At 63.2% G+C, this 24573-nt stretch carries 27 protein-coding genes; 7 read left to right on the forward strand and 20 right to left on the reverse strand.

All coding sequences use genetic code 11. The features are described from left to right. Positions 1-83: 83 nt before the first annotated feature. The 9 genes from PQQ51_RS32685 to PQQ51_RS32725 all read right to left on the reverse strand — a co-directional run bounded on the left by PQQ51_RS32685 (position 84) and on the right by PQQ51_RS32725 (position 9607). On the reverse strand, positions 84-644 hold the full coding sequence (locus tag PQQ51_RS32685; protein WP_408501333.1) for a phosphonate degradation HD-domain oxygenase: 561 nt from the start codon (positions 642-644) through the stop codon (positions 84-86). Positions 645-648: 4 nt separating this feature from the next. Next, positions 649-2100 carry a phosphonoacetaldehyde dehydrogenase gene (phnY, locus tag PQQ51_RS32690; protein ID WP_408501334.1) on the reverse strand — a complete coding sequence of 484 codons (1452 nt, stop codon included), beginning with the start codon at positions 2098-2100 and terminating at the stop codon, positions 649-651. Beyond that, the gene (gene phnA / locus PQQ51_RS32695; protein WP_408501335.1) at positions 2097-3353 is read right to left on the reverse strand and encodes a phosphonoacetate hydrolase; all 1257 of its coding nucleotides are present in this window, start codon (positions 3351-3353) and stop codon (positions 2097-2099) included. Before phnA ends, phnY begins: the two co-directional genes overlap by 4 nt. Before the next feature lie 56 nt (positions 3354-3409). Next, positions 3410-4162 (reverse strand): phosphonate utilization associated transcriptional regulator, encoded by a 753-nt coding sequence (locus PQQ51_RS32700; protein WP_408501336.1) that lies wholly within the window; start codon positions 4160-4162, stop codon positions 3410-3412. A gap of 88 nt (positions 4163-4250) precedes the next feature. Continuing rightward, positions 4251-5114: a 2-aminoethylphosphonate ABC transport system, membrane component PhnV gene (gene phnV, locus PQQ51_RS32705; protein WP_408501337.1), complete on the reverse strand. Its 864-nt coding sequence runs from the start codon at positions 5112-5114 to the stop codon at positions 4251-4253. Next, positions 5104-6060, reverse strand: coding sequence for a 2-aminoethylphosphonate ABC transporter permease subunit (locus tag PQQ51_RS32710; RefSeq protein ID WP_408501338.1), 957 nt, complete (start codon positions 6058-6060; stop codon positions 5104-5106). The genes phnV and PQQ51_RS32710 overlap by 11 nt, the downstream gene beginning before the upstream one ends. Further along, positions 6038-7138, reverse strand: coding sequence for a 2-aminoethylphosphonate ABC transport system ATP-binding subunit PhnT (gene phnT, locus PQQ51_RS32715; protein ID WP_408501339.1), 1101 nt, complete (start codon positions 7136-7138; stop codon positions 6038-6040). Before phnT ends, PQQ51_RS32710 begins: the two co-directional genes overlap by 23 nt. Positions 7139-7295: 157 nt before the next feature. After that, entirely contained in the window at positions 7296-8384 is a 1089-nt protein-coding gene (gene phnS / locus PQQ51_RS32720; RefSeq protein WP_408501340.1) for a 2-aminoethylphosphonate ABC transporter substrate-binding protein, read from the reverse strand. 467 nt (positions 8385-8851) lie between these two features. Further along, the gene (locus tag PQQ51_RS32725) at positions 8852-9607 is read right to left on the reverse strand and encodes a DeoR/GlpR family DNA-binding transcription regulator (protein ID WP_408501341.1); all 756 of its coding nucleotides are present in this window, start codon (positions 9605-9607) and stop codon (positions 8852-8854) included. A gap of 200 nt (positions 9608-9807) precedes the next feature. Between PQQ51_RS32725 and PQQ51_RS32730 the strand changes: the two genes are divergently transcribed. Next, positions 9808-11367, forward strand: coding sequence for an ABC1 kinase family protein (locus PQQ51_RS32730; RefSeq protein ID WP_408501342.1), 1560 nt, complete (start codon positions 9808-9810; stop codon positions 11365-11367). A 104-nt stretch (positions 11368-11471) separates the two neighbouring features. Beyond that, a complete protein-coding gene (locus PQQ51_RS32735) occupies positions 11472-12344 on the forward strand; it encodes a DMT family transporter (RefSeq protein WP_408501343.1) in 873 nt (290 codons plus the stop codon). Positions 12345-12368: 24 nt separating this feature from the next. Here PQQ51_RS32735 and PQQ51_RS32740 read toward each other — a convergent pair whose 3' ends face one another. Both PQQ51_RS32740 and PQQ51_RS32745 read right to left on the reverse strand, forming a co-directional pair. Further along, positions 12369-13328: a L,D-transpeptidase gene (locus PQQ51_RS32740; protein ID WP_408501344.1), complete on the reverse strand. Its 960-nt coding sequence runs from the start codon at positions 13326-13328 to the stop codon at positions 12369-12371. Between the two features lie 225 nt (positions 13329-13553). Next, positions 13554-13793: a hypothetical protein gene (locus PQQ51_RS32745; protein ID WP_408501345.1), complete on the reverse strand. Its 240-nt coding sequence runs from the start codon at positions 13791-13793 to the stop codon at positions 13554-13556. Here PQQ51_RS32745 and nadE point away from each other — a divergent pair. Further along, positions 13792-14658: an NAD(+) synthase gene (gene nadE, locus PQQ51_RS32750; protein ID WP_408501346.1), complete on the forward strand. Its 867-nt coding sequence runs from the start codon at positions 13792-13794 to the stop codon at positions 14656-14658. The two genes, PQQ51_RS32745 and nadE, sit on opposite strands and share 2 nt — an antisense overlap. 130 nt (positions 14659-14788) lie before the next feature. Here the strand turns inward: nadE and PQQ51_RS32755 are convergent, their stop codons facing one another. The 6 genes from PQQ51_RS32755 to PQQ51_RS32780 all read right to left on the reverse strand — a co-directional run bounded on the left by PQQ51_RS32755 (position 14789) and on the right by PQQ51_RS32780 (position 20053). Continuing rightward, positions 14789-15055, reverse strand: a complete 267-nt coding sequence (locus PQQ51_RS32755; protein ID WP_408501347.1) for an RNA recognition motif domain-containing protein — start codon at positions 15053-15055, stop codon at positions 14789-14791. A 5-nt stretch (positions 15056-15060) separates the two neighbouring features. After that, the gene (locus PQQ51_RS32760; protein WP_408501348.1) at positions 15061-15213 is read right to left on the reverse strand and encodes a hypothetical protein; all 153 of its coding nucleotides are present in this window, start codon (positions 15211-15213) and stop codon (positions 15061-15063) included. A gap of 300 nt (positions 15214-15513) precedes the next feature. After that, positions 15514-15864 carry a hypothetical protein gene (locus PQQ51_RS32765; protein ID WP_408501349.1) on the reverse strand — a complete coding sequence of 117 codons (351 nt, stop codon included), beginning with the start codon at positions 15862-15864 and terminating at the stop codon, positions 15514-15516. A 94-nt stretch (positions 15865-15958) separates the two neighbouring features. Continuing rightward, the gene (locus PQQ51_RS32770; RefSeq protein WP_408501350.1) at positions 15959-16603 is read right to left on the reverse strand and encodes a hypothetical protein; all 645 of its coding nucleotides are present in this window, start codon (positions 16601-16603) and stop codon (positions 15959-15961) included. Between the two features lie 98 nt (positions 16604-16701). Next, the gene (locus PQQ51_RS32775; RefSeq protein ID WP_408501351.1) at positions 16702-18366 is read right to left on the reverse strand and encodes a S10 family peptidase; all 1665 of its coding nucleotides are present in this window, start codon (positions 18364-18366) and stop codon (positions 16702-16704) included. 127 nt (positions 18367-18493) lie between these two features. Beyond that, a complete protein-coding gene (locus PQQ51_RS32780) occupies positions 18494-20053 on the reverse strand; it encodes a S53 family peptidase (protein WP_408501352.1) in 1560 nt (519 codons plus the stop codon). Positions 20054-20377: 324 nt separating this feature from the next. Here PQQ51_RS32780 and PQQ51_RS32785 point away from each other — a divergent pair, with 324 nt between their 5' ends. Beyond that, on the forward strand, positions 20378-20887 hold the full coding sequence (locus PQQ51_RS32785; protein ID WP_408501353.1) for a DUF1993 domain-containing protein: 510 nt from the start codon (positions 20378-20380) through the stop codon (positions 20885-20887). A gap of 65 nt (positions 20888-20952) precedes the next feature. Here the strand turns inward: PQQ51_RS32785 and PQQ51_RS32790 are convergent, their stop codons facing one another. Beyond that, positions 20953-21273 (reverse strand): YnfA family protein, encoded by a 321-nt coding sequence (locus tag PQQ51_RS32790; protein WP_408501354.1) that lies wholly within the window; start codon positions 21271-21273, stop codon positions 20953-20955. Between the two features lie 137 nt (positions 21274-21410). On the opposite strand from PQQ51_RS32790, the gene PQQ51_RS32795 reads away from it, so the two are divergent. After that, on the forward strand, positions 21411-21584 hold the full coding sequence (locus tag PQQ51_RS32795; protein ID WP_408501355.1) for a DUF1289 domain-containing protein: 174 nt from the start codon (positions 21411-21413) through the stop codon (positions 21582-21584). Between the two features lie 80 nt (positions 21585-21664). Here PQQ51_RS32795 and PQQ51_RS32800 read toward each other — a convergent pair whose 3' ends face one another. Further along, complete coding sequence (locus PQQ51_RS32800) at positions 21665-22294, reverse strand: LysE family translocator (protein ID WP_408501356.1); 630 nt, start codon at positions 22292-22294, stop codon at positions 21665-21667. A 155-nt stretch (positions 22295-22449) separates the two neighbouring features. On the opposite strand from PQQ51_RS32800, the gene PQQ51_RS32805 reads away from it, so the two are divergent. Beyond that, positions 22450-22917 carry an Lrp/AsnC family transcriptional regulator gene (locus tag PQQ51_RS32805; RefSeq protein ID WP_408501357.1) on the forward strand — a complete coding sequence of 156 codons (468 nt, stop codon included), beginning with the start codon at positions 22450-22452 and terminating at the stop codon, positions 22915-22917. 88 nt (positions 22918-23005) lie between these two features. After that, a complete protein-coding gene (locus PQQ51_RS32810; protein ID WP_408501358.1) occupies positions 23006-23239 on the forward strand; it encodes a hypothetical protein in 234 nt (77 codons plus the stop codon). Between the two features lie 159 nt (positions 23240-23398). Here the strand turns inward: PQQ51_RS32810 and PQQ51_RS32815 are convergent. After that, a partial coding sequence (locus PQQ51_RS32815; RefSeq protein WP_408501359.1) for a carbohydrate porin occupies positions 23399-24573 on the reverse strand: 1175 nt, incomplete at its 5' end.

The raw sequence follows: 24573 nt of genomic DNA on the forward strand, positions 1-24573 counted from the left end.
TTTGATCTGCATGGATCGCGCCAGAATTGGCACGAAGACGACGACACAGCGCGACGACACAGCGCAAACCAGAAGCATGCGAATCAAGCGGCCGCGCGCTGGATCATCACTCGCTCGACGACGCCCAAAAAGTGGTCGAGGTCAGGTGTCGCCCGGTCCTGTACCTTCGCGAGGTCGTCCCATCTGCGCAATTGCAACGCGTCTTCCGCGTAGGGCTTTTGCAGGAACGTCGCAGCCTCTTCCCTGCTGAAGATGCCACCCTGCAACTCCAGACTACGCACCGAATCGACCGAAAGCTGGCCGAAGTAAGTATCGTCGATTGCGCAGAGGCAGCGCTTGGCGTCGACGTGCAAGCGGATCGGCTCCAACACCGCATCCGACAAAACCGGCCGCAAGAACGGCAACGCGAAGTACTGATGCAAATCGTCGATGCCCCGCTTCGTCGGCGTTTCGCCTTGCAGGTTCAACAGATGGCCGAGGTCGTGCAAAAAAGCAGCGGCGACGAGTTCGTCGTCAGCGCCCGAGGCTTCGGCCAGCGCGCCGCTTTGCAACGCATGCTCGAGTTGCGTAACCGGCTCGCCGCTATAGGCGAGTTTGCCGTACTGCTCGAATAACGACCGGATGTCGTTCAAACTCAGTGCCACGCTTTCACTCCCAAGGTAATGAAAAGGTCTTCAGATTGGTGAAGCTTTTCATCGCTTCCTGAACGCCTTCTTTATAGCCAAGCCCGGAATCCTTGATGCCGCCGAACGGCGTCAACTCGATGCGATAACCAGGTACGTCCCATACGTTGACCGTCCCCACACGCAATTCGTTGATGAAGCGCGTGATCGCGTCCTGCCGATTCGTGCACACACCCGACGACAACCCGAACGGCGTGCCGTTACTGATACGGATCGCATCGTCGAGCGTGTCGAACGCGATGATCGGCGACACCGGGCCGAAGGTCTCTTCGCGCACGAGCGTCATCGACGGGTCGACGCCATCCAGCACCGTCGGCGAATAAAGCGCACCGTTGCGCCGGTTGCCGAAGCGCAAGCGCGCCCCGCACGCCACTGCCTCGTTCACCCGCGCTTCGAACAGTTCGGCCGCGGCGGCATCGATCACGGTGCCCATCTGATTCGACACATCGAACGGATCGCCGAACGACCACGCGCGCGTTTTCTCGACAACGAGATCCGTGAAATCCGCCGCGACACTCTTCTGCACCAGCATCCGCTTGACCGCGGTGCAACGCTGCCCGGAGTTCTTGTACGAGCCCTGCACGGCAAGCGTCGCCGCACGTTCGAGATCGGCGTCGTCGAGCACGATCAGCGGATCGTTGCCGCCCAGTTCCAGTACGACGCGCCGGTATGCCGCTTTCGACGCGATATATTTGCCGATCGCCACGCCGCCGGTGAAAGTCACGAGATCGACTAGCGGATGCGTGATCAGTTCGTCGGCGATTTCGCACGGGTTCCCGGTCAGCACCTGCAACATCGGCGCGGGCAAGCCGGCTTCATAGAGAATGTCCGCGAGATAGAACGCCGACAGCGGCACCTTCTCCGACGGCTTCAGCACTACCCGATTATTCGTCGCGATCGCGGGCGCCACTTTGTGCGCGACCTGGTTCATCGGATGGTTGAACGGCGTGATCGCGACGATCACCCCGCCAAGCGGCTCCCGCTGCGAGAAAACGCGCCGCTTTTTTCCGTGCGGCGTCAGATCGCAGGAAAAACTCTGGCCGTCGTCACGCAACGCTTCGATCGACGCGAACTTGAATACGTCGGCAACGCGGCCGATCTCGTAACGCGAGTCCTGCTTCGACAACCCTGCTTCGAGCGAAATCAGATCCGATGCTTCTTCGGTGCGCTCACGCAGCAAAGCCGCCGCGCGCTCGAGAATCTGCGAACGCTCATAACGCGTGAGCGTTGCCTGATAAGCCGCGGCGTATTCGAGCGCGGCCCGCACGTCGTCGACGCTCGCAAGCGGCGCCGTTCCCACGCGCGTGCCGGTAAAAGGATCGAATACGTCGAGCGTACGTTCGCGGATTGCCCGCTCGCCTTTGAGCCGCAGTGCTTCCGCGCGAAATGCCGGATGGTCCTGCAGCGGCGCGTTCATGATGCCGACACGTGGTTCAGCGCGACATCGAAGATATCGAAGTTGCGCAGTCTTTTGCCTGCCGCCAGACCTTCGATACACCGGTTGAACAGCAACGGCACCTCCTGCTCCGACATTCCGCCATGCGAGCGCAGCGGCACGGTCAGCCCGGACAAATCGTGTTCGTCGCGACGCGTGCCGAGCACCACATGCTTCGTACTCACGACGACAATATCGCCGACGCGGTCGTTCGGCAGCTCGAAACGCTCGCACGCCGAGCGATTATCGAGCACGACTTCGATACCTTGCAGTCCGCCGAGCCGCTCGATCACCTGCGCGACGCTCACGTCGCGCGGCAGATAAATCGTCGCGAACGAACCGAGCGCGCCGTGATGCACCACATAGGGATCGGTGATAGGCAAAATCACGCGCGCTTTGCCGTGTCCGAGCCAATCGTCCAGCACGTCCTGCAGATAGATCACGTTCGGCTCGCCGGTTTGCGGATCGTGCTTGGCATTCATACCGTGATCGGCTGTGAGGCCGATCACCCAGCCGAGCGCGTCGAGTTGCGCGAGATAGCCGTCCATCATCGCGTAGAAGTCGTTCGCGCCTTGCGTGCCGGGCGCCCATTTGTGCTGGATGTAGTCGGTGGTCGACAGATACATCAGATCGAGCTGGCGCGTTTGCGCGAGCCGCACGCCGGCGGCGAACACAAATTCGGAGAGCCCTGCGCTATAAACATCCGGCACCGGCAAGCCGACCAGCTCGAGCACTTCGTCGATGCCGTTTTCTTCGCGCGTCACCTTGTCGGCTTTTTCCGCGGAGAAACAGATGCCGTTCAATTGCCAGCCGAGCAGCCGGCGCAACTTGTCTTTCGCGGTGACCACCGCGACCTTCGCACCGGCGTCGGCCGCCGCGGCCAGCAACGTGCCGGCGCGCAGATAGGTGGGATCGTTCATCATCACTTCCGCGCCCTCGCCGCCGTTCGCGTCCGGGTCCCAGAAGTAGTTGCCGCAAATGCCGTGTACCGACGGCGGCACGCCGCAGACGATCGACAGGTTATTCGGGTTCGTGAACGACGGAATCACACAGTCGCCCTTGAAGGCCGCGCCGCCCGCGAGCATCTTGCCGATGAACGGCGCGACACCCGCCGCGACCGCGGCTTCGAGATAGTCGTATTCGCAACCGTCGACGCACACCACCACCGTGGGTTGCGATGGAAGCCGGTAGCCTCGGCCATTGACTTCGATCGTACGTTCGCCTGAATTTGCCATCGTTACCTTCCGTGCGTGCGGGGCACGCGTGCTTGCATCCACATCAATCGTTCACATCAATCGTCGACATTGGCCTCGCCCGCCGATTTCGCCGGCTTCCGCGCCGCGCCCAACGGGCCGGCCGGATCGCACGCCTCGTGCGCGCGCTGCAAGCCGCCGTTCACATGCGCCTGCATCAGCGCGGCCGCCTGTTCTGCATCGCGCGACGCTAGTGCCGTCAGAATCGCGCGATGCTCGGCCAGCGAGCGTTCCATCGCGTCGGCATGCACCACCAGCGCGGCACGGCGAAACAGGCTCAATTCGCTCACCAGCCTGCGATACGTGTCATACAGCTTCACATTGCCCGCCGCCGCGACCAGTGCGTCGTGAAATGCCACGTTCGCGCGTGCATAGGCGTCGTGATCCCGCGCTTCGAGCGCGCCGCGCATTGCGTCGAGCCACTCGCGCAATATCGCGAGCCGCGGCGCGTCGATGTTCGATGCCAGCATCCGGCACGCCGCTTCCTCAAGTACCGCGCGCACTGCGTAAATTTCGTCAGCCTCCGCCAGCGACACCGTCCGCACGAACACGCCGCGATTCTTCTCGGTGCGCACGAGACCCGCCTGCTCGAGCGCGCGAAACGCCTCGCGCACCGGCCCGCGCGACACTTGCAGCCGCGCCGCCCAATCGGCCTCGTTGAGCTTGTCGCCCGGCGTGAGCGCCCCTTCTACGATGTGCCGTTCGATCTCGTCGCGGACCAGTGTCGTCAGCGAATGCCTGCGCACAACCTCGATCGGATCGACAGAAGCAGTTTGCATATATTCGGTCATTTTGACAAATTTTGCCACATCTATGTTTCTACGGGCTGGCGTGCGGTCATGGCACGCCAGCCCAGCCATCAGAGATCGCGCGTCGGCGTCAGTCCGTCCGACGGCGCGGGACCCGCGCGGCGATCAGCAGCAGCGCGGCAAGCGAGACCAGCAGCAGAATCAGCGACAAAGCGGAAGCCGGCAGGTAATAGCCGCGCTCCACCTGTCCGACGACGACAATCGGTACCGTCGCGAAACCCGGCGGATAGACGGTGAGCGTCGCGCCCAGCTCGCCGAGCGACAGCGCGAAGCCGAGCGCGAGACTCGCGCGGATCGCCGGCACCAGTTGCGGCAGCACCACGCGGCGCAGCACCATCGCGGGCGGCGCACCCAGACTTGCCGCTGCTTCGCGCAGGATCGTCAACTCGGGACGCAACGCGGCGGCCGCGCAGCGGTAGCAGAACGGCAGCACCAGCGCGAGCTGCACGAACACGACGATCGCCGCCGAGCTCGACAGATCGAGCGGCCGCTTGTGATACGCGATCAGCACAGCGAGTCCGAGCACCACGCTCGGCACGCCGTTGGGCATCATCGCGATGGTGTCGACGAAAGCGCCGAGACCGCGGCGGTCGCGCCCTTCGAGCGCCAACGCGAGCCACAAACCGAGAATCGTGCCGAGCACGGCGACGCCCATGCCGATTTCGAGGCTGGTGGTGAGCGCGTCGAAATCGCTCGAACCGAGACGCTCGAACCAGCGCGTGCTGAAGCCGTCCGGCAGAATCGTGCCGGACCAATGCGCGGCCACGCTCGAAAGCGCCACCACCAGCACCGGCAGCACGAACAGCCAGAAGCACAGCAGCGCGGCGAAGCCCAGAAACAGGCTGCCGAGCATGCGCACCAGCAGACTGCGGCGCACCGGCCGCGCTTTCTTATGCATGACCGGCAACACGGTCGGGTCGAGTTCAACGGCCATGGCCCGCTCCTTTCACCTTGCGACGGTTGACCTGGCGGTACAACGCATACAGCGACAAAGACATCAGCAACATCACGACGGCGCCGGCAGCGGCGGTCGGCAGATCGAGGTCGACGGTCGCGGAACTGTAGATCGCGACCGGCAGCGTGATCAGATGCGCGCTGCCCAGCACGAGCAGAATGCCGAACTCGTTAAGCGTCAGCAGAAAGCACAGGATCGTGCCCGCGGCGATGCCCGGCCACGCGAGCGGCAGGATCACCTTGTACGCGACCATCCAGCCGCTCGCGCCGAGGCTGCGAGCGGCTTCGATCAGGCGCATGTCGAGCGTGGCGAAAGAAGCCAGCGTAGGACGCACGACGAAGGGCGCGTAGAACACCACTTCCGCGAGAATCACGCCGCCCACGCCGAACAGGAAGTCGAGCGGCGGCGTCTGCAGATGGAACAACCGTTGCAAGCCGATGCTGACCGAGCCTTGCGAGCCGTACAAAAAGATCAACGTGAAAGCGACCAGGAACGACGGAAACGCGACGAACAGTTCAAGGAACCGCGTGACCATGCGCGCGCCGGGAAACGGTTTGAAGAACAACAACGAGGCCAGTGCGACGCCTAGCAGCGACGCGAGTCCCGCGCTGGCAAACAGAATCCACAACGTCGTGCCGAGCACGCCGCGCGTTTCGGGATTGCCGAAGAACGTCGAATACGCCTGCACACTCAAACCGTGCGGACCGGTGAGGCTCAGCAGCACGAGACGCACGAGCGGATAGATCACCAGCGGTCCGAGTATCACCACCGCGATGAACAGCAGATGCCACTGCGCGGCGCGTTCGCGGCGCTTCACCGAGGCGGTGTGCGCGGCCGCGCTGGCGCTGCGGCGCGCGTCGGCGGCGGCAGTTGCCGAGGGTCCGCCAGGCGGATTGGGCGTATCAGGGCTGGATAAGGACGACATCGTCTGCCTCGTAACGCAGGGAAACTCGCGCGCCCTTCTCCGGCATCATGCCGTGGCCGCGCTGCATCGTGACGAGTACGGGTTCGTTCGGCATCGCGTCCAACGCGACCGACACCGACAACACCGCGCCATACCATTCCACCGACGCAATCGCGCCATGCAACTGGCCTTCGCCGAGCGGCACGATGCGCAGCGCTTCTGGACGCAGACACGCGACGCGTTCGCGCTCGTTGTAGCGCACGTCGCTCATGCTGAAAGCGACCTGCGGCGACAGCAGATTGGCCGCGCCCAGATAACGCGCGACAAAACCGTCGTTCGGCGTGTCGTACAACTGCTGCGGCGTGCCGAGCTGCGCGATACGGCCTTCGCGCATCAGCAGCGTGCGATCGGACAGCACCAGCGCGTCGTCCTGATCGTGAGTCACGCAGACGATCGTCAGATTCGGCAGCCGCTCGTGCAGTGCCTTCAATTCGGAACGCACCGACGCGCGCAGATTGGCGTCGAGTGCGGAAAGTGGTTCGTCGAGCAGCAGGACGTCCGGCTCGATCACGAGCGCGCGCGCCAGCGCGACACGCTGCTGCATGCCGCCGGACAGTTGCGCGGGCATCACGTGGCCGGCGTCGCCGAGTTGCACGAGCTTGAGCGCGTCGGCTACGCGCCGCGCGACATCTTTCGACGGCGTGCGTCGCGCGCGCAGCCCGAACGCCACGTTGTCGAACACGGACAGATGCGGGAACAGCGCATAGCTTTGAAACAGCAAGCCGAGATTGCGCTTGTGCGGCGGCACATGAGTGAGATCGTGACCGGCGACGGTGAGTGTGCCGGACAGGCCGTCCGCTTCGATGAACCCGGCGATGAAGCGCAACAGCGTCGTCTTGCCGCAACCGCTGCGGCCGAGCACGGTGAGCAATTCACCGCGCTGGATGGTCAACGACAGATCGTCGAGCACGGTGCGCGAACCGAAACGCACGGTCAGATGATCGATCTGCACGCCGCCCGGCGTATTCGAACGCGCGGCATCGAGCGCGTCCGGTGAGGCGCCGAGCGCGCCAGGGTGAGCAAGACTGGCCGTATTCACCGGGTTCATCCTCCGACTGGATTAATGCTGACGCGGCGCCGCGCGCGAGGGCCGGGGCGCCGCCTGATTCCACGACAAGGTGCGACGTATTGCCGAAGCGGCTTACCTCGGGTTCACTTCGCACTTACTTCATGCTTACTTCGCACTCACTTTGCACTCACTTCGGCTTGACGACTTCGATCTGCTTGCCCGACGAACCGATCACGTCGTTTTTCCAGCGCGCGGTCCAGTCGGCCTTCTTCGCCATCACCTGGTTCCAGTCCACCGGAATCAGCTTCACGCCGGCAATCGCCTGCTTGACCGCTTCGCCGTTCTTGCCCGCGAGCGGCACGTCGGTGCGGCCCGGAATACCGAAGATGTCCGGCACCTTGGCCTGCACGTCCTTCGACATCAGATAGTCGATCAGCTTCTTGCCTTCCGCCTGGTTCGGACCGTTCTTGATCAGGCCGATCGCGTACGGCAACTGGAACGTGGTCGGCTGGCCGCCTTCGTGCGCGAGGAAAATCGGCTTGAGCGACAGGCCGCCGTTCGCGGCGTCGTCGAGATCCATCTGCAGGTCGCCATTGGCGACCGCGATTTCGTTACGCGAGAGCAGCACGTCCAGATAGCCGGTGCCCTTGGTGTGGAACTTGGCGCTCTGTTCGAGCTTCTTCAGGTAGTCGAATGCCTTGTCTTCGCCCATCAGCGACGACGTCAGGATGATCACGGCCATCCCGTCGCCTGCCGTCGCCGGGTTCGAGTACGCGATCTTGCCGCTGTAATCGGGGTGCAGCAGATCGGCGAAGGTTTTCGGCTGGTTCTTCGTGACTTCCGGGTTGATCGCGAACGAGAAATAGTTGTTCACGAACGTCGCCCATGCGCCGTTCGACGCCTTCGCGATGGCCGGCACGTTCTTGTAATTGGCGCTCTGATACGCCTGCAGCAGGCCGGCCTGGTCGGCTTGCTGGATGAACGGCGGCAACGTGACGAGCACGTCGGCCTTCGGCTGGTCTTTTTCGATGGTGGCGCGGTTCACCACTTCGCCGCTGCCTGCCGTGACGATGTTGACCTTCACGCCTTCCTTCTTCTCGAAGGCCGGCAGCACATCCTTATAGAGGTTTTCGAGGCCGTCGGCGGTGTACAGCACGACCGCGTCGGCCGCGTGAGCCTGAACGGCCACGCCGCCGAACGCCACTGCGGCAACCAGCGCCGGCAACAGTTTGCGTGCGAAGCCGGTCATGGCTCGAGGGGAATTCGTCGTTGTCATCTCTCTCTCCGAAAGGCAGAAACCAGACGGTCGGGATATCCCGATACCTGTTGTGATTGAACGGCGGCAGCGCCGCACCGTTTGCGTGTTGCCCGCAGTGAGTCGTCGCGCGATGCTGTCCGCCTCGCGCGGATTGCAGATTGCCGACAACTTTGCCGCATCTTCTCCGGCCTGGCTGACAGCCCGGTTACGACCTTCGCGCTGTCAGCCATACCTGAAAGGGCACAGCAAGGATCACAGGTTTCCGTGACAACGCCATGACGATTCTGTCGAATTCCAAAAAATTACACAATTCGCCAATAATATCCAACATCAAAAAATTTTCTGACGTGGCTTGGGCGAGGGAATTTGCCGGATTTCGTCGGATGGTCGTGCTCGAAGCGGCACTCGGCGGATAGGAATTCAGAGGGAATGAGGTGGAGTGGCGCACGCATTGGCGTGTCGCCCGTGAAACCGGCGTTGCGACCTTACGCGACCAGAATTTCCGGCCCGTGTGCGGTAATCGCCTTGCCCAGCGCTTTCTCAGGCGCGAGTTCGGTGACCAGATAACGCGCCGATTCGATACCGTTGATGCGCACCGGCGTCACGCGCCCGAACTTCGAATGGTCGGCGACCACGATCACCGTGTCGGCGGCCGCGATCATCCGGCTGCGCACCTCGGCGGCCATCCGGCTGTAGTCGGTCAGATAGCCGTCCGGCGAAATGCCGCCCGCGCCGATGAACGCGAAGTCCGCATGGTACTGGGTCAGTTGATGGACGGTGTCGAGGCCGAAGGTGGCGTCTTCGATATCCGACAATTCGCCGCCGAGCAGCGTGACGCGATTGTCGTTGCGGCGGCCGAGCAGCAGCGCGATGCGCCAGTCGTTCGTATAGACCGCGAGGCGATGCCGGTCGAGCAGCGCGCGCGCCACCGCCTGCGTGGTGCTGCCCGAATCGATGATCAGCGAAGCGCCGTCCGGCACGAACTCCGCCGCACGCTCGCCGATCGCGCGCTTCGCGCCTGCGTTGGCGGCCTCACGCGTGTCGAGATCGGGCTCGCGGCGATCGCTCGACAGCGCGCCGCCATGCGTGGTGACCAGCAAACCGCGCCCGGCCAGCGCATTCAGGTCCCGGCGGATCGTCTCGCGCGAGACGTTCAGTTCGCGCACCAGTTCCGCTACGGAAAGCGCGCCGGTTTTGGCGACTTGCGCCAGGATGTATTGGTGACGTTGTTCTGCGAGCATCTGTTGAGGGCCGGGAGCCGGCACGCCTGGGTTTCGCCACGGTTTTGAGAAGGCCGGCGTATTGTATTACGCGAGGCGCGCGGATGCTCCATCCAGTTAGGTGCGCTTCCTGCTAACCTGAGTGCCCCGGCCGTGCTTCGCCGTCGCGGGATCTTACCGATCCCGTGGCCGCGCGGCGCAGCCCGTCAACCGAACTGCCGATGCCGCCACTGTTTCGCCGCTTATTACTGCTCTCCCACGCGTTGCGTTACGGCGCGCGCCTGATCTGGCTAGCCGCGCCGCCCGATCACAAACTGCACTGGATGATCGAGCTGGTCGGACGCGTGCATGCGTCCGCGCGCAGCCGCGACAGCCTGCACGGCGTGCTGCCCGCGCTCGGGCCGCTGGCGACCCGTTTCGCGCAAACGCTCGTCGAACGGCCCGAACTCGCGAGCGGCACCTTGCACGATGCGATCGACGCGATCGATCACCTCGAAACTCCGCTACCGCCGAACGAATCCGCGACGGCGCTCGCGCATGCGTTCGGCCGGCCGCTCGCGACGCTCTTCAGCGCGGTCGATCTGGTCGCGGTGCGCGGCGGCTTCGCGGAACAGACGCATTTCGCGCGGCTTCTCGTGCCAGTCAACGGCCATTACGAAGTGGCGATCAAACTGGTGCGCGCCGATCAGTTGCAGCAGATCGGCGACGAACTCGCGCTGTTGCGCTGGGTCGCGCGCTGGCTCGAAAAGCTTTCCGGCAGCGCGCGCCGCTTGCAGTTGCGCGCGCTCGCACAAAGTTTTACCGACGACGTATTGCGCCGTTTCGATCTGCGCGCCGAGGCGGCCAACCTGAGTCAGACCGGCCATCATTTCGACGACGACAAGCGCATTGCGGTGCCTGACGTGATCTGGGACCTGTGCACGAACCACACGCTGACGATGCAGCGCATCAGCACGTTGCCGGCCGACGACCTGCCCGGCCTGCACGCGCATCACATCAAACTCGCGCCGCTCGCCGCGCACATCGTCGAGGTGGTGACCGAGCAGGCGTTCGAGCACGGCTTCTTTCACGCGACGCTCGATGCGCGCCGGGTCCGCGTGAGCATCGAGCCGGACACGCTGGGGCGTCTCGTGCTCGCGGAATTCTCGATCATGTCGAGCCTGTCGACCGATGAGCGCGAATTTTTCGTTCACGGTGCGACCGCGCTGTTCGACCAGGATTACGGACGACTTGCGCAATTGCATCGGGACGCCGGTCATGTGCCGCACGACACGCGCCCGGAAATGCTCGAAGCCGAGTTGCGCACGCGCGCCGAAGCGCATTTCGCCGCCGAGCCTGAAGATCGTTCGGCGGGCTCGCTGTTCCATCATCTGCTGCATGCGGTGCATCCGTTCGAGGGCGCCGTGCCCGGCCGACTCGCCAACGCGCAGCGCTCGTTCCAGCAGGCGGAGATGCTGGCGCGCGCGCTGCATCCCGGCGTCGATACATGGAATATCGCGCGCGATGTGCTCGCGGGCATTGCACGGCGCGATATCGATCATCGCGGCTGGATCAAGCGCATCGCGCGTGAGTTGCCGCATCTCGCGCATATGTTGCCGCGTGTGCCGCAACTGGCGGTGCGCTATCTGCAGCATGAGCATGATCGCGCTCGCACGCCTCGGCAGAATGCGCAATTGATGCAGGATGTCAGCCGCGAGTATCGGCGCACGCGAGTGTTGCTGTGGGCGTGTGCCGCGTGCGGAGGGGTGTTGGGGGCGGGGACGGTTTTGCTTTTGTGGTGAAGCGCTGCGCTGCTCTCCCGCGCTATTGCAGCTCATTGCAGCTTCAAACAAGACACACATCGCACGCGTCGGCATGATGGCGCTTTTTTCAACCTTGGCCTTCCATGCTGGTAGCGCTCTCCGCCATCGTATTCGTCGTGCTGTGGTCGACCGGATTCGTGGTCGCCCGTGCGATCACGCCGTATGCCGATCCCAATCTGTTCCTGCTCGCGCGCTTTGGCGGCACGGCTTTGCTGTTCGCGCTTGCCGCGCTGGTCGCCCGAGCCGCGTGGCCGCGCGGACGCGATATCGGCAAGCACCTGCTGGCAGGCGCGCTGCTGCAAGGCGTCTATCTCGGCGCCGGCTATTGGGCGGTGGCGCAGGGCCTGAGCGCCGGCGTAATGGCGCTGCTCGGCGCGCTGCAACCGCTCGCGACCGCCGCAGTCGCCGCACCGCTGTTCGGCGAACGGTTGTCACGGCGCGGCTGGGCCGGGATGGCGCTCGGGCTCGCAGGCGTCGCTCTGGTTCTCGAACCGAAACTGGCCGCGGCCGCGCCCGCGACGCCGCATGGCAACGCGCCGCCGTGGCTGGTCGTGCTGATCTCGATCGTCGCAGTCGGTGCGATCACGGCGGGCACGCTGTTTCAGAAGACGTCGCTTGCGAAAGCCGACATCCGCACGGCGAGCGCGGTGCAGAATTTCGGCGCGGCGCTGGTCGCGGCGGTTTTCGTGCTGGCGCTCGGCGAACATCGCTGGATTGCGTCGGCGACTCTGTGGGGTTCGCTGGCGTGGGGCATCGTCATGCTGTCCGGGATCAGCGTCACGTTGCTCGTGTGGATGGTCAGGCGCGGCGATGCGGCGCGCGCCACCGCGCTGGTGTTTCTCGCGCCGCCGCTAGCCGCGCTCGAAGGCTATGTCGGCTTCGGCGAAACGCTGCTGCCGGTGCAGATAGCCGGCTTTGCGCTGGCACTGGTGGGCGTGGTGCTGGTGCGCTCGTAAACGATGCAGCACCACGCCGCTCGCTCAATCCGCCGTGTCCGCGCCGGGCGGCACTTTTGCCCGCGCCTTGCTGCCCGGCGCCGGCGACCACGCTGGCCGGCTCTTACGCCCGGAATCCACAACGACGATGTAATGCCCCGCCCACGGCGTGACCTGCCGATCGCTCTTCAACACCCACAGCGATTTGCCCGACTCGACCAGCGCGACGTAATCGGCATCGAGAATGCCGTAGTGATCCAGAAACGCGTTCAGCGACGCCGGAATCCGCACACAGCCCTTCGAATGACGGATACCGAGCAAGGGTTCGAGACGATCGGGGTCGGTCGCGTGCATCTGGAAACGCATCTGCGAGATACCGCCCTTGCCCCAGCCGCGCTCGCCCTGCGCCCAGCCGAGATCGAAGATTCGCATGTCGCGCTTGCCGTATCCGCGGATGCGGTTTTCGTTCAGCGTGCCTTCGGAGCGGAAGTCCATGTTCGCGGTCGTATGTTCGAAAACACCGAGCGGCGTGATGAAGTGGTCGTACTCGCCGGGCCGCCCCGTCGACACCGGCGACGCGCCGATCATCTCCCAGTTGTCGGACGGCGTCGCGCGAAAATAGATGAACAACGCCTGCACATTCGCGTTGCGATCCACCATCACCACGTATTCACCCGACAGATTGCCCAGCGCGTGCTCGCCGAGCGCGGCCTGCAAGCGATCGCCGTAAGCACGCTGGTCGGCGGCCGGCACTTTCAGACGGCGCGTCACGTCGTGCGCGAATACGTCACGCAGCATGAACGCGCGCCGCGGATCGACTACGCCGGCTGCGTCGGGGGCGGCGACGGCTGAGGCGTCGATGGCGGCGATTGGACGCGCGGCTGATGCAGGCTTTGGACGACTTGCTGCCGTGGCAGCGGGCGCAGCCTGTGAGGTTGCAGCCTGTGAGACAGTGACAGCCGCGACCGCGCCGCCGCACGACAACGCGAAGACGACAAAACCCATCGCACACACGCAACGACGCAATGAAGGAAGGACCCGCGCAAATTGCGCTGACGATGGTAAATACAACACATGCGAACGTTCGCGTCGACAATCTCCCGACGCGGATGTGACGCGCTCCGCACCATGCTGGCCAGGCTGATAGGGGTAGTTCATCGCGTAATTGAGCAAACCTGCTTATTATTGACTTTTCGCCGGCTCATGCGGCGCTCGGAAAGAGGATGTTACTCAGCGCATTGCGATCTGTCGATAAAGAATCGGCCAACGAACACCTATTTTTAGCGCCAAAAATATCTGAACTTTTGCAACATGAAAAAAATGCTTGCGAAGCAAACAATGCAAAGTGGATTTAAAAGCCGATATCGGCAAATAATCTTGTGAAACGAATACGCATTGCCAATCCCATTTCATTTGCCGACAGGCACTTACTGTGCGCATCGGCATCAACGTTACGGAGGAAATTTTCATGACGCAATCCGATCCGCTCATCCGCCAAACGCGGATTGCCGCCGAAATGCACGTTGGCGCGGACTTCGACGCCGCTCAGGAAATCGAACGCCGGATAGCGTTTCTGGCGAATTATCTGCGCAGCAGCGGCCTGAAAACGTATGTGCTCGGAATCAGCGGCGGAGTCGATTCAACTACTGCCGGACGGCTTGCGCAACTCGCGGTCGAACGCCTGCGCGGCGAAAATTACAATGCCAGATTTATTGCAATACGTCTTCCCTACGGCGTGCAAAAAGACGAAGCCGACGCTCAGCAGGCATTGGGATTTATTCGCGCGGACGAAAATCTCGCGATCGATATAAAACCCGCGGCCGACGCCATGCTTGCGGCACTGGATAACAGCGGCGTTCAATTCACCGACGATTCGCAGCAGGATTTCGTTCACGGCAATATCAAGGCGCGGCAACGCATGATCGCGCAATACGCGGTGGCCGGCGCTCGTGGCGGCGTCGTGATCGGTACGGATCACGCGGCCGAATCGATAATGGGATTTTTCACGAAGTTCGGCGACGGGGGCGCCGATGTACTGCCGCTCGCGGGCCTGAACAAACGCCGGGTGCGGGCGCTCGCGAAGGCGCTCGGCGCGCCCGAAGCGCTCGCGCACAAGGTGCCGACCGCCGATCTCGAGATGTTGCGCCCGCAACGGCCGGACGAAGACGCGTACGGCATTCCGTACGACGACATCGACGACTTCCTGGAAGACAAACCGGTCAGCGACGCTGCGCGTCGAACGATCCTGCGCTTTTACGACATCACCCGGCACAAGCGGGCGCTGCCGTACACGCCGTTTGATTGGCCGGTGCCGTCAGACACCGAGCACAGCTGACGCAGGACAAAAAGGCTCCCGTCGAACACGCGGCGTCGCGGCGTATCAGTCGCGACACAAACACTCAACGCACAAGCACTCAACGCAATCGCGCGCGGGCCGCACAGCGGCCCATACAGTCCAGCCAGAATCAGTCCGCAGCCGGCGGTTCGTCCGAAAACAGATCCGCGCTCGCCTCCAGCGTCGAACCGCCCAGTTGCTTGCCGTGAATCTGCCGCGCAATCACATCGCCGACATACGGCACGTTCGCATCGAGTTCGACGGTGGCGTAAGCCTCGGGCTTGCCGGCATCCACCACGTCGATATTTTTCGCGTAATGCCCCAATTCGTGTTTGAGGAAATCACGCACTTCCTGCTCGCTGCACGACTGCCCTATGTTGCGCACGATCAGGTTCATGCGGCCTACCCGCGGCGCGCGTGACGGCTCGCCTCGCGATCCTGCACACGCACCGGACGCAGCGCGACACGCTGCTTTTCCTGAGCGACAGCAAGCTGGCGGATCAATGCAGCACCGGCGGCGGCCAAAGCGGCCAATGACAGATAGAAGGCAATCATTTAAATCTCCCCTTCGAATTTCGTCCTGTTTTCAGGATATCCGCGATCAACAACGAAAGCGATGCGACACATTGTCTAAAACAACAACGGAGTTGAATCTGCCGTTAATGCACTGTACCTGAATAAGCGCAAGAAAAAATCGCAAAACCACTTGTGCGTTCAATCTGCAAACCCGGTGCGGACCGCCAAACTCCGCTCGGGCGATTCGTATTACGCAAAAAACGGGCCGCGGTGCATCAGCCCGGAGATCGTAGGGGCATCCTCAGGGGGACGTGTGCGAAAGGCGGGCTGATCGTGCGATCAGTCCGCCGCTTGCACGTTGGCTGCGCTCACCCACCACGCATTCTTGCCTTTGGGCACCGAGACCAGCACGGCGGACGGATCGTTGACGCCGTCGTCGGCAATTTCACAGACAGCAAGGCCGTCGGGTAGACGCTTGACCTCGCCGGCCGCCTGAAACAACGCGATCCGCTGTGCATTCAACGGCCGCAATTGCTGGTACACGTCGAAGCTGATTGCTGCGGGCACGTCGCCGCGGATTTGCAGCGCCTCGGCGCTGCCGCAGCGTGCCGGCTCGGCGGCGTGTGCGGAGGCGCTACCGCACAGGCCGGCGAAAGTGAGCGCCAGGGCGGCGAAGCGTGAATGAATCATGAGGGTTCTCCGAAATTAAATGGGGGCAGCGGGCGACGTGCCCGAACAGATGCGTGGAAGCAGAAACCGCAATGATGGACGACGTCTCGTGGCCTCACGGCGCGCCGTCGTGTCCTGCGCGGCCACTGTCGCCTGCAACGTCGAGACGGCTGATGTCGCAAGTCGTCTGACTGAAACCCGAATATACGATCGACCAGTTGCCGACGATCGCGCCTTGCGCTTCCGCGAGACTCAGTTGGCCTTCGCACACGCAACGCTTGAGCATGACCGCCGCGCGGGCCTTGCGGCGCTCGCCCTGGCGACCCGCCCACGGCAGAAGATCGAGGTTGGCCGGCGCATCCGGCGAACCGCCGAGCAGGACGGGTACGCGCCGGTCGAGCGCGAGCGCGATGCCCTCCTCACTATCGATACCGCGCGCCGCCAGCAGCCGTTCCTTGTGCGCCATCAGTTCGTCGAGCGGCGGAGCGACCGTGTCCGCGTAGCCTGGCCGGCAAATCGTCTCGCCGATCGATTGCTGGGTCACGCGCTCGTCGAGCATCGACGCATCTTGCGCGCGAGCCTGGCCGACGTGTAAAGCGAGCAGCGCCGGGAGGCCGAACAGAAACGCCGCACGCGCCACTTGCACAGCGCGCGCGCGATTGCGCCGACGTATCACCGTCGGCGCACCTACGCCCTCTCGACCACTGTTTGCGCCGCGTCCGAACCGGCCGCGACCTCTATCTGCAATACCTGCGTTCATTCTTCGGCGCACCCGAAACGGCGCGCAATAGTTCAATTCGCAGACCAATTAAAACACATTCAATATTGATCGGTAAAAAAGGCGGCCTTTGCGCAGTGCTACTTCCTGGCTACACGGGCCTGCAATGCACGGATCCGCACCAATGCGTGAGTATCCGCCACGGTCGATTCATACATGCTGGCCAGATCGGCCTTGAGCGCAGTGCGCGAACCTGCGTCCAGATAAACCATGTGCCCGGACGGATAGAAACGCGCGGACAGATTCTGCCGAACCTGCTGGCTGACGAGCGGCATCTGCTGCAGATCCAGCACGGTTTGATAGAACGGCGTGACCCAATCGTAGAAACCGTTGGCCGACAGCACCTTCAGGTCGGGATTGAGCGCCATCACGGCCGCCAGGTCGCCCGCGGTGTAGAGAACGACGTTGCCCTTCGCATCCACGCCCTTCTGCGCGCCGGTTGGGTCGATGTGGCTGAAGTCCCAGTACTGGAACGCCTGATCGTTCAAATCCGTGAACGACGAATTCGACGTGTATTTCAACTGCTCGTTCAGATACACGTTCCACATGGTCGTGTACACGCCAGTGACCGCCGTCATGGTCGGATCGTTGCCACCGGAATTCGGATCGATCTTTCCCGCGATGCCGGTGTCGATCGCCGTCACGCGACCGTCGTACTCGCCGAGCGCGACGCCTTTCGACTTCAGCAATGTGGTCAGAAAAAGCGCATTGCCGCGGCTGTCGTACGACGTGATATCGAGGCTCCACGCGAGCAACGTGGTTTTGTCGATGCCCGTGTATTCGCTGAGCTTTTCGACCGTCGCGGAATCGGTGGTCGGAAACTTGCGCAATGCGGCGAGATAATCGGTGCGCGCGAACTGCGCGACTTCTTCGGCGAACGTGCCCAGGTCGGTCGGGCGCGGCGCGATGCCGAGCTTCTTGTGATACCACGCGTCCGCTGCGGCGGTGGGCAGCGCGCCGACCGGATTGCCTGATTGCGTGTAATCGAGAATCGACGATTGCAGCGTGATGCCATTCAGGTCGACGCCGTCTTCGTGCAGGCGGTAAGCCAGCACGCAGCTACGCGCCGTGCCGTACGACTCGCCGTACAGGTACTTCGGCGAATTCCAGCGGTTGTTCTTCGTCAGAAAACGCTTGATGAACTGCTTGATCGAGTCTGCGTCCTGATCGACGCCCCAGAAGTCGCGGTTCTTCTTCGGCGCGACGGCGGCCGAATAGCCGGTGCCGACCGGATTGATAAAAACTAGGTCGCTCCTGTCCAGCAGACTGTCGGGGTTGTCTTCCATCGCGTACGGTGCGGGCGGCGTGAAACCCGGCATCGACGTCCTGATCCGGCGCGGCGCGAACGAACCCAGCAGCACGAACACCGACGACGAACCCGGGCCGCCGTTATAAAAAAACGTTAGCGGCCGGGTCTCCTCTTTCTGCTTGTCCTGCGTGAAGGCCACGTAGAACATTTTCGCCTCGGGCTGCGAACTGCTCGGATCGACGATCACAAGGTGGCCGACGGTGGCCGTGTAGTTGATCTTGTGGCCGCCGATGGTCGCCGAATGGTGTGTGATCGCGGCGGCCTCGGTGATGTCGGTCACGGAATCGTCCGGGCCGTTGCCGTAAGCCACCGGATCGAAGAACGCCTGGTCGCCGGCGCGGTGCGGCTCGCTTGCCGGCGACGCCTTCGAAACGGACGAAGGATCGGAAGGGCTCGACGACTGCGGACTAACGGAAGCTGATGCGGTGTTCGTCATGATCGCTCCTGAGTTCGTTAATTTCTTATGCGTTCGTTCGTGTATGCGATGCCTGGTGCTGCGCCTATGGGTTCGCGCTTATGGGTTCGCGCCTGTGCGTTTTGCATGCCGTCGGTGACTCTTCTGACTATAGTGCCGCGGCCACCTTCTGGCCAATCGGACTACCGAGCCCCGTGCACGCGTCCCAACCGGGCGACGCCGCGAAGCTGCCGTTGTTGCCCTGAGTGATGTCGTTGCAAGCGCCCGGCGCCTTGTACAACCTGGGGTTGATGAAACCGACCGGCTGCCCTTTCGCCGCGTTGATCCGCGCGATCAGCGCGGCCCATAGCGGCGCTACCGCGCTCGTGCCGCCGACTACCGTCTGCTCGCCGTCGATCAACACGTCGTAGCCGGTGACGGGCGACGCATCGCCCGCCACGTCCGGCACGCCGCGCCCGCTGAGCGGCGTTTTTGCGCCGCCGGTCGATGTGGCCGACAGGCCTTGCTGCCATACGGGCACCGGGAACGCGCGGCTCACGCCTCCGCCGCCCGCGCCGCCCTGCGCGCCATCGTTCCACACCACTTCGCGCGAGATCGACGTGCCCGACGCCGTCAGATTCGTACCGCCGCATGCCAGCACATAGGGACTCGAGGCCGGGAAGTCGACCTGGTCGCCACCACCCGCGCCGTCGCTCGAACCACTATCGCCCGAGGCCGCGCAGATCGTCACGCCGAGCGCCGCCGCCGCTTGCAGCACGCTGTTGAAGGCGTTCAACGACTGGCTGGTCCAGTTCGACTCCGGGCCGCCCCAACTGATCGAGATCACCGAAGGCTTGTTGGCGGTGTCGTGCACCGCTCGGCTCACTGCGTCGATGAAACCGGCATCGCTGTTCTGCGTGAAATACACCGCTACAGTCGCGCCCGGCACGATCGCGCCGACGATCTCGATGTCCAGCGTGACCTCGCCGTCCGGCCCGTTCGGGTCGCCGCTCGGCTGGTTGCTGCCCTGATCGACGCCGACCGCCTTCACCGTGGGTGACGCGACGCCGAGACTGGCGAAGTAGCTCTTGAGATCGCTGGAGTTGTAACCGCCGCCCAGTTCGATGATGCCGACGCACTGGCCGCTGCCGTCGCCTTGCGGAAACTGGTAGAGCGCGGCGAGTTGCAGCGGTGTGAACGAAACCTGGTGGCCGCGGGCCGGCTGGAACGGCGGCCGGATGCGAAAATGCGGACGCGCCTGTGGCCGGTTGTCGAGCCCGAGCACCGCTTCCACGACGCCGCGCAGATCGTCCGGCACGCTGATCGAACCCGTGCGGCCGCGAAACTGGGCCGCCGTGTGATGCTGATAGTGTTCGAGTTTCACCGTGAAGGCCGACTCGAACTGCGCGATCGTGCCGCTCAGCACGACCGAGCGCGCCGCCGGATCTTCGCGCACCACCGTCAAGCCGTGCGCGCCGGCGAACGCCTTGACCTTCGCGACGTCGTCGGGCGCCGCGCCGTAGTCTTTCGCGAAAGCCTCGCGCGACAGCGGTTTGACGCTCGGGTCGCCAGCGTCGATCCGGCTCATCAAGGCGTCGAACTGCGCCTGCTTCTCGCGGCGCAGCACCACGAAAACCTCGATCCGCTCCGCCGGATCACATTGCCCCACCACTTTCGTACCTTGTTCTACCGTTCGCTCGCTTCCTGGCAGCACGTGCTTGTTGGCCATGGTGTCGACTCTCCTGTTGGGGCGTTACCGCACAAGTGCCCAATGAACCCACCGGACCCGCGCGCCACGCACCTGCGCAATCCCGATGCCTGACAAGCCACACGAGACCGCTGTTTCAAGGACTACGTCAAACCGTCCGACCCATGCATTCGAACACAGTTCCGATACAGACGGGAGTCGTCCGAATGGCTAACGCGAGCCCTATCCGTGCCGCATGAGCAGCGCGACATGCGCCGCTCGCGCTATGATGCTGCAGCGGCAATCCAGCCGTTGCATTGCCTCGCGCGCCGCCCGCGCGCACGATCCAAGAATCAGAGGAACCCCATGTCTATTTCGATGTATCAAGCATCAGTGCCCGTGCTGGTGCGCGGTTTGACCAACCTGCAAGCGATCCTCGGCAAGGCCGAAGTACACGCTGCCGAAAAGCAGATCGACCCGTCCGTGTTCACGAATGCCCGGCTCGCACCGGACATGCTGCCGCTGGTGCGCCAGATCTATATCGCGAGCGACACCGCCAAGGGCTGCGCCGCGCGCCTTGCCGGCGTCGAAGCGCCGAAATACGAAGACGTCGAGCAGACTTTCGACGAGCTGCAAGCCCGCCTTCAAAAGACGATCGATTACCTGAAGGAATTCAACGCGCCGCAGATCGACGGCTCCGAAGAGCACAGCATCACGCTGAAAATGCGCAGCGGCCCGATCGAGTTCACCGGCCTGTCGTATCTGCTGGGTTTCGTGTTGCCGAATTTTTATTTTCACGTGACCACTGCGTACGACATTCTGCGTCACAACGGCGTCGAACTCGGCAAGCTGGACTATCTGGGCGGCATCAAGTAACAGAGCGGCTTGCCTGGGTGTGAGCGCAGGACGGGCGGCGCGGCGAACCGCACCGCCCGTTCAAGTCACACGCGCGGCTGGAACGAGATGATCGCCATGCCGGCGAGCGTGAAAGCGACGCCGGCGGCGTCCCACAGCGAGGGCCGCACCTGGTCGACGCACCACAGCCACAAGATCGCCACCGCCACATACACGCCGCCGTAGGCCGCATACACGCGGCCAGCGGCGGAACCGTGCAGCGTCAGCAGCCACGCAAATAGTGCGAGGCTAAGCGCGCCGGGCACCAGCAGCCAGATTGAGCCGCCCTCTTTCAACCAGCGCCACGGCAAATAGCAACCGACGATTTCAGCAACAGCGGTCACGACATAAAGCAAAAAGGTTTTCATCGACAGAACGAGCGTGTAGTGGTTGTGTCCCCGCACGCTGCGCGCGGCGGTCTATTGGCTTTATTAACACAATCACTTGGCATGCGGGCATGGCGCATGCGAGAGTCCTCGCGTTCTGAACTCATTTGCTATCCGACATGAGCGTCGCTTCGCCCTGTATCGACATCTGCAAGTTCGACAGCAAAACCGGCTTTTGCATGGGTTGCATGCGCACACGCGAAGAATGCAAAAGCTGGAAGAAGATGAAAGACAAGCATCGCCGGAAAATCATCGAGGATCGTTCGCGGCGCGAGCATAAGTTGAACAAGTGAGCGGCGCAGACATACAAAAAAGCCGTGTGCGCGTCGCTCGGCCGCAATCGCAACCGCAACCGCAATCGCAACGCGGCAAGTCAATCCAGCGACAGCCGCAACGCAAAACCGATCAGCGCCGCTGAAAAGGTCCAACGCTGCAGCGTTTGCGCCAGCGGATGGGCACGCATCCAACCCGCGATACGTGCCGCGCCGATCGCATACATTGCGTCGAAACATGCGCCGATCACAAGCAGCACCGCACCCAGCTCGATCATCTGGAGCGCGACCGGCCCCGCCTCCGGTCGCACGAACTGCGGCAGCAGCACCGAGCAGAACAACAGCGCCTTCGGGTTCAGCAGGTTGGTCAGCAATCCCTTGACGAACGCCGCACGCAGCGGCCGCGATTCCGCAGCGCCTGCTCCGCCTTCGGGTAGCGCAAACACCGGCGAGCGGAAAATCTGAATGCCGATCCACGCGAGATAAACCGCGCCGCCATAGCGTACGACTTCGTAGAGCCACGGCGCACTACGCAATAGCGCGGCCACCCCGCAAGCGGACAGCGTGACTTGAACCGCGCGCGCGAGACCTAGCCCGCCCGCGGCGGCGAAGCCGGCGCGCACGCCACGGCCGATGCTGGTTTGCAGGACCAGCGCCATGTCCGGTCCAGGTACGGCGTAGACGACGGCCAGCGCGGCAACAAAGACAATCAGAAGATGAGCGGAAATCATGGAAAACCTCGCGTTTCGACGGCTCTATCTTGCTATTGTCGATGGAGGGTTTGCTGGCGAGTTTCGACCTTCTTCGATTACAGATTGGTGGAATGCGCTAACATCCAGCACTTAATACAAGATTTCCGCTCGACACCCAAACGCGACTCCCAACCATGTCAACCGAGCTCGACAAAACCGACCGTGCGATCCTCGCCGCGCTGCAAAATGACGGCCGCATCTCGAATGCGCGCCTTGCCGAAATGGTCGGTCTAAGCGAAACACCTTGCGCGCGCCGCCTCAAGCGTCTCGAGAACGACGGCTACATCGACCAGTACCGCGCGATGCTGTCGCGCTCGGCGCTCGGCTTCGGCGTGGTCGCGTTTGTTTATGTGCGCTTTGCCGTGCACGACCGGGCGGTCGCGACGCGCTTCGAGCGCGAGGTGCAGGCGATCCCGCGCATCCTCACGTGCCACAACGTATCGGGCAGCGCCGATTACATCCTGCAAGTGGTCGCGCGCGATCTGGACGACTACGGCACCTTCATGCGCGACGAAATGCGCAGTCTGCCGGGCGTGACCTCGGTGGAATCGTCGCTGTCGTTGCGCGAAATAAAGGCCAACGGCGGCTTGCCGCTGTCGTGAGTGCAGCCATGAATACAGTCGTGGCATAGTCTCACCCAATCGATACGGCGCGAGCCGACCGACAACACCAGACCAGCACGGAGTTTTCATGGAACACGAAAAAGCACGCGCCGAAGAATCGGCCGCGATGGAGCGGGTATTGACCGCAACCCAACGGGTGCAAACGGCGTTCGCGTCGTTACAGTCGCAATTTCCGCCGGCCGGCGAAGGCAAGCCGTCGCAATTCGCGCTGCAAACCTTCGACGCCGCGTTACAGGAACTCGAAGACGCCCAAGCCGCTTTCGACGAATTGCTCGGCGATCTGCTTGACGGCAATCGCTGAGTGACATAGCGGGGTTTCTTTCTGCGTAACACGCGGCGTGTTACGCGAGCGGCGACCGTTTCGAATGCCCGGAAACGGTCGCCGCGTTATGTGTGGAGGCGGCTTGGGCTTGACCGTTAGTTGCGTAATGAAAATGCGCGCCCAGCCTCCCCCGCACAGTCAGAAAACGATATTGGTCCGCAATCCGACGATCGTTTCGTTCCCGATCCGCTGCGACGGATTAGCCGGATCGGGAATGCCGCCCGCCGGCCGGAACACATACTGGAAGTCGGCCTGCAACTGCCACCACGGTGTGACCTGATACTGGTAAGTCGCCTCGACGACCGTCTCCGCACTGCGCGACGGGTAGCCAGGCGTGGTCAGCGCAGCGGTATCGTTCGCGAGCGACTGGGCATGCGAGCCGATCTTCGCGTAGCCGATGGCGAGCCCGGCCACATCGTTGTCGCGTCCTTTGAACGGCGCCTTCAGCGTCACGCCCGCGTTCACGCCGAGGTCGACCAGATTGCGGTCGCCCGGCGCGCCCATGACCCGCGCGAAAACGCCTACCGACTGCGGGCTATCCGCGCCGCGTTGCCAGACGGTCTGATCGGCGACCGCGTAGAAACTGTAGTCACCGCGATGCTGCGCCGGCACGCCACTGCTCGCGGGGTTCGCGAGCGACAAGCCGGTGTTGTCGAAACGCTGATCCGCGAAGCGCTGCGTGTTGTACCAGAAGCCCAGCTTGTAGGTGCCGGGCAGACCGGACGCGGGGGCGTTCGCGGCATCCGTCGACGGCGCGTTGAGCGCGTACTGCACCTCGCCGATCAGCAACGCGCCGCCGCGCAGATTGAAGTTCGTGCCATTGCGATTCTGCTGTTGCGGATCGCCTGTATTGCTGCCCGCGGGATTGCTGTTGAACACGCCGCCCATCACGGTCCATGCGTCCGCGGGCTTGACACGCAAACGCACGCCCAGCGACGACAGCGGATAAGCAGGACCGCCGCCCGGCAGATCGACAGACGGCAACGCGGCCCAGCCGAACGTCCCGTTGACGAACGGTGTAGCGAACTGGCTCACCATGAATTCCTGATCGGCGCTTTGCTGGCCGATCTTGACGTCCACCTTGCCGCTGAACAGCGACTGCTGATACCAGAGTTCCCAGAGCCGCGTCGTGGCATCGGCCTCGATACCGCTCGCGCTTTGCAGCGTTTGCAGATCGCGTTGCGTCAGATTGCTGCCGTGAATCTGCAACGCAGAGACATTGAACGTGCCACCCGGCAAACCGAGCGCTTTCTCCGTATCCACGACGACACCCAGTTGGGTCAGGCCATCGTATGCGCCGCCGCGTCGCGTGC

Origin of the sequence: Paraburkholderia xenovorans (assembly GCF_046030735.1) — a bacterium.
Lineage (GTDB): Bacteria > Pseudomonadota > Gammaproteobacteria > Burkholderiales > Burkholderiaceae > Paraburkholderia > Paraburkholderia xenovorans_A.

Bases quoted from the DNA above. Each gene is read 5' to 3' on its own strand.
- phnY (WP_408501334.1), bottom strand. From the start codon at position 2,100: ATGAACGCGCCGCTGCAGGACCATCCGGCATTTCGCGCGGAAGCACTG.
- phnA (WP_408501335.1), bottom strand. From the start codon at position 3,353: ATGGCAAATTCAGGCGAACGTACGATCGAAGTCAATGGCCGAGGCTAC.
- PQQ51_RS32700 (WP_408501336.1), bottom strand. From the start codon at position 4,162: ATGACCGAATATATGCAAACTGCTTCTGTCGATCCGATCGAGGTTGTG.
- phnV (WP_408501337.1), bottom strand. From the start codon at position 5,114: ATGGCCGTTGAACTCGACCCGACCGTGTTGCCGGTCATGCATAAGAAA.
- PQQ51_RS32710 (WP_408501338.1), bottom strand. From the start codon at position 6,060: ATGTCGTCCTTATCCAGCCCTGATACGCCCAATCCGCCTGGCGGACCC.
- phnS (WP_408501340.1), bottom strand. From the start codon at position 8,384: ATGACAACGACGAATTCCCCTCGAGCCATGACCGGCTTCGCACGCAAA.
- PQQ51_RS32725 (WP_408501341.1), bottom strand. From the start codon at position 9,607: ATGCTCGCAGAACAACGTCACCAATACATCCTGGCGCAAGTCGCCAAA.
- PQQ51_RS32730 (WP_408501342.1), top strand. From the start codon at position 9,808: ATGCCGCCACTGTTTCGCCGCTTATTACTGCTCTCCCACGCGTTGCGT.
- PQQ51_RS32735 (WP_408501343.1), top strand. From the start codon at position 11,472: ATGCTGGTAGCGCTCTCCGCCATCGTATTCGTCGTGCTGTGGTCGACC.
- PQQ51_RS32740 (WP_408501344.1), bottom strand. From the start codon at position 13,328: ATGGGTTTTGTCGTCTTCGCGTTGTCGTGCGGCGGCGCGGTCGCGGCT.
- nadE (WP_408501346.1), top strand. From the start codon at position 13,792: ATGACGCAATCCGATCCGCTCATCCGCCAAACGCGGATTGCCGCCGAA.
- PQQ51_RS32745 (WP_408501345.1), bottom strand. From the start codon at position 13,793: ATGAAAATTTCCTCCGTAACGTTGATGCCGATGCGCACAGTAAGTGCC.
- PQQ51_RS32755 (WP_408501347.1), bottom strand. From the start codon at position 15,055: ATGAACCTGATCGTGCGCAACATAGGGCAGTCGTGCAGCGAGCAGGAA.
- PQQ51_RS32760 (WP_408501348.1), bottom strand. From the start codon at position 15,213: ATGATTGCCTTCTATCTGTCATTGGCCGCTTTGGCCGCCGCCGGTGCT.
- PQQ51_RS32765 (WP_408501349.1), bottom strand. From the start codon at position 15,864: ATGATTCATTCACGCTTCGCCGCCCTGGCGCTCACTTTCGCCGGCCTG.
- PQQ51_RS32770 (WP_408501350.1), bottom strand. From the start codon at position 16,603: ATGAACGCAGGTATTGCAGATAGAGGTCGCGGCCGGTTCGGACGCGGC.
- PQQ51_RS32775 (WP_408501351.1), bottom strand. From the start codon at position 18,366: ATGACGAACACCGCATCAGCTTCCGTTAGTCCGCAGTCGTCGAGCCCT.
- PQQ51_RS32780 (WP_408501352.1), bottom strand. From the start codon at position 20,053: ATGGCCAACAAGCACGTGCTGCCAGGAAGCGAGCGAACGGTAGAACAA.
- PQQ51_RS32785 (WP_408501353.1), top strand. From the start codon at position 20,378: ATGTCTATTTCGATGTATCAAGCATCAGTGCCCGTGCTGGTGCGCGGT.
- PQQ51_RS32790 (WP_408501354.1), bottom strand. From the start codon at position 21,273: ATGAAAACCTTTTTGCTTTATGTCGTGACCGCTGTTGCTGAAATCGTC.
- PQQ51_RS32795 (WP_408501355.1), top strand. From the start codon at position 21,411: ATGAGCGTCGCTTCGCCCTGTATCGACATCTGCAAGTTCGACAGCAAA.
- PQQ51_RS32800 (WP_408501356.1), bottom strand. From the start codon at position 22,294: ATGATTTCCGCTCATCTTCTGATTGTCTTTGTTGCCGCGCTGGCCGTC.
- PQQ51_RS32805 (WP_408501357.1), top strand. From the start codon at position 22,450: ATGTCAACCGAGCTCGACAAAACCGACCGTGCGATCCTCGCCGCGCTG.
- PQQ51_RS32810 (WP_408501358.1), top strand. From the start codon at position 23,006: ATGGAACACGAAAAAGCACGCGCCGAAGAATCGGCCGCGATGGAGCGG.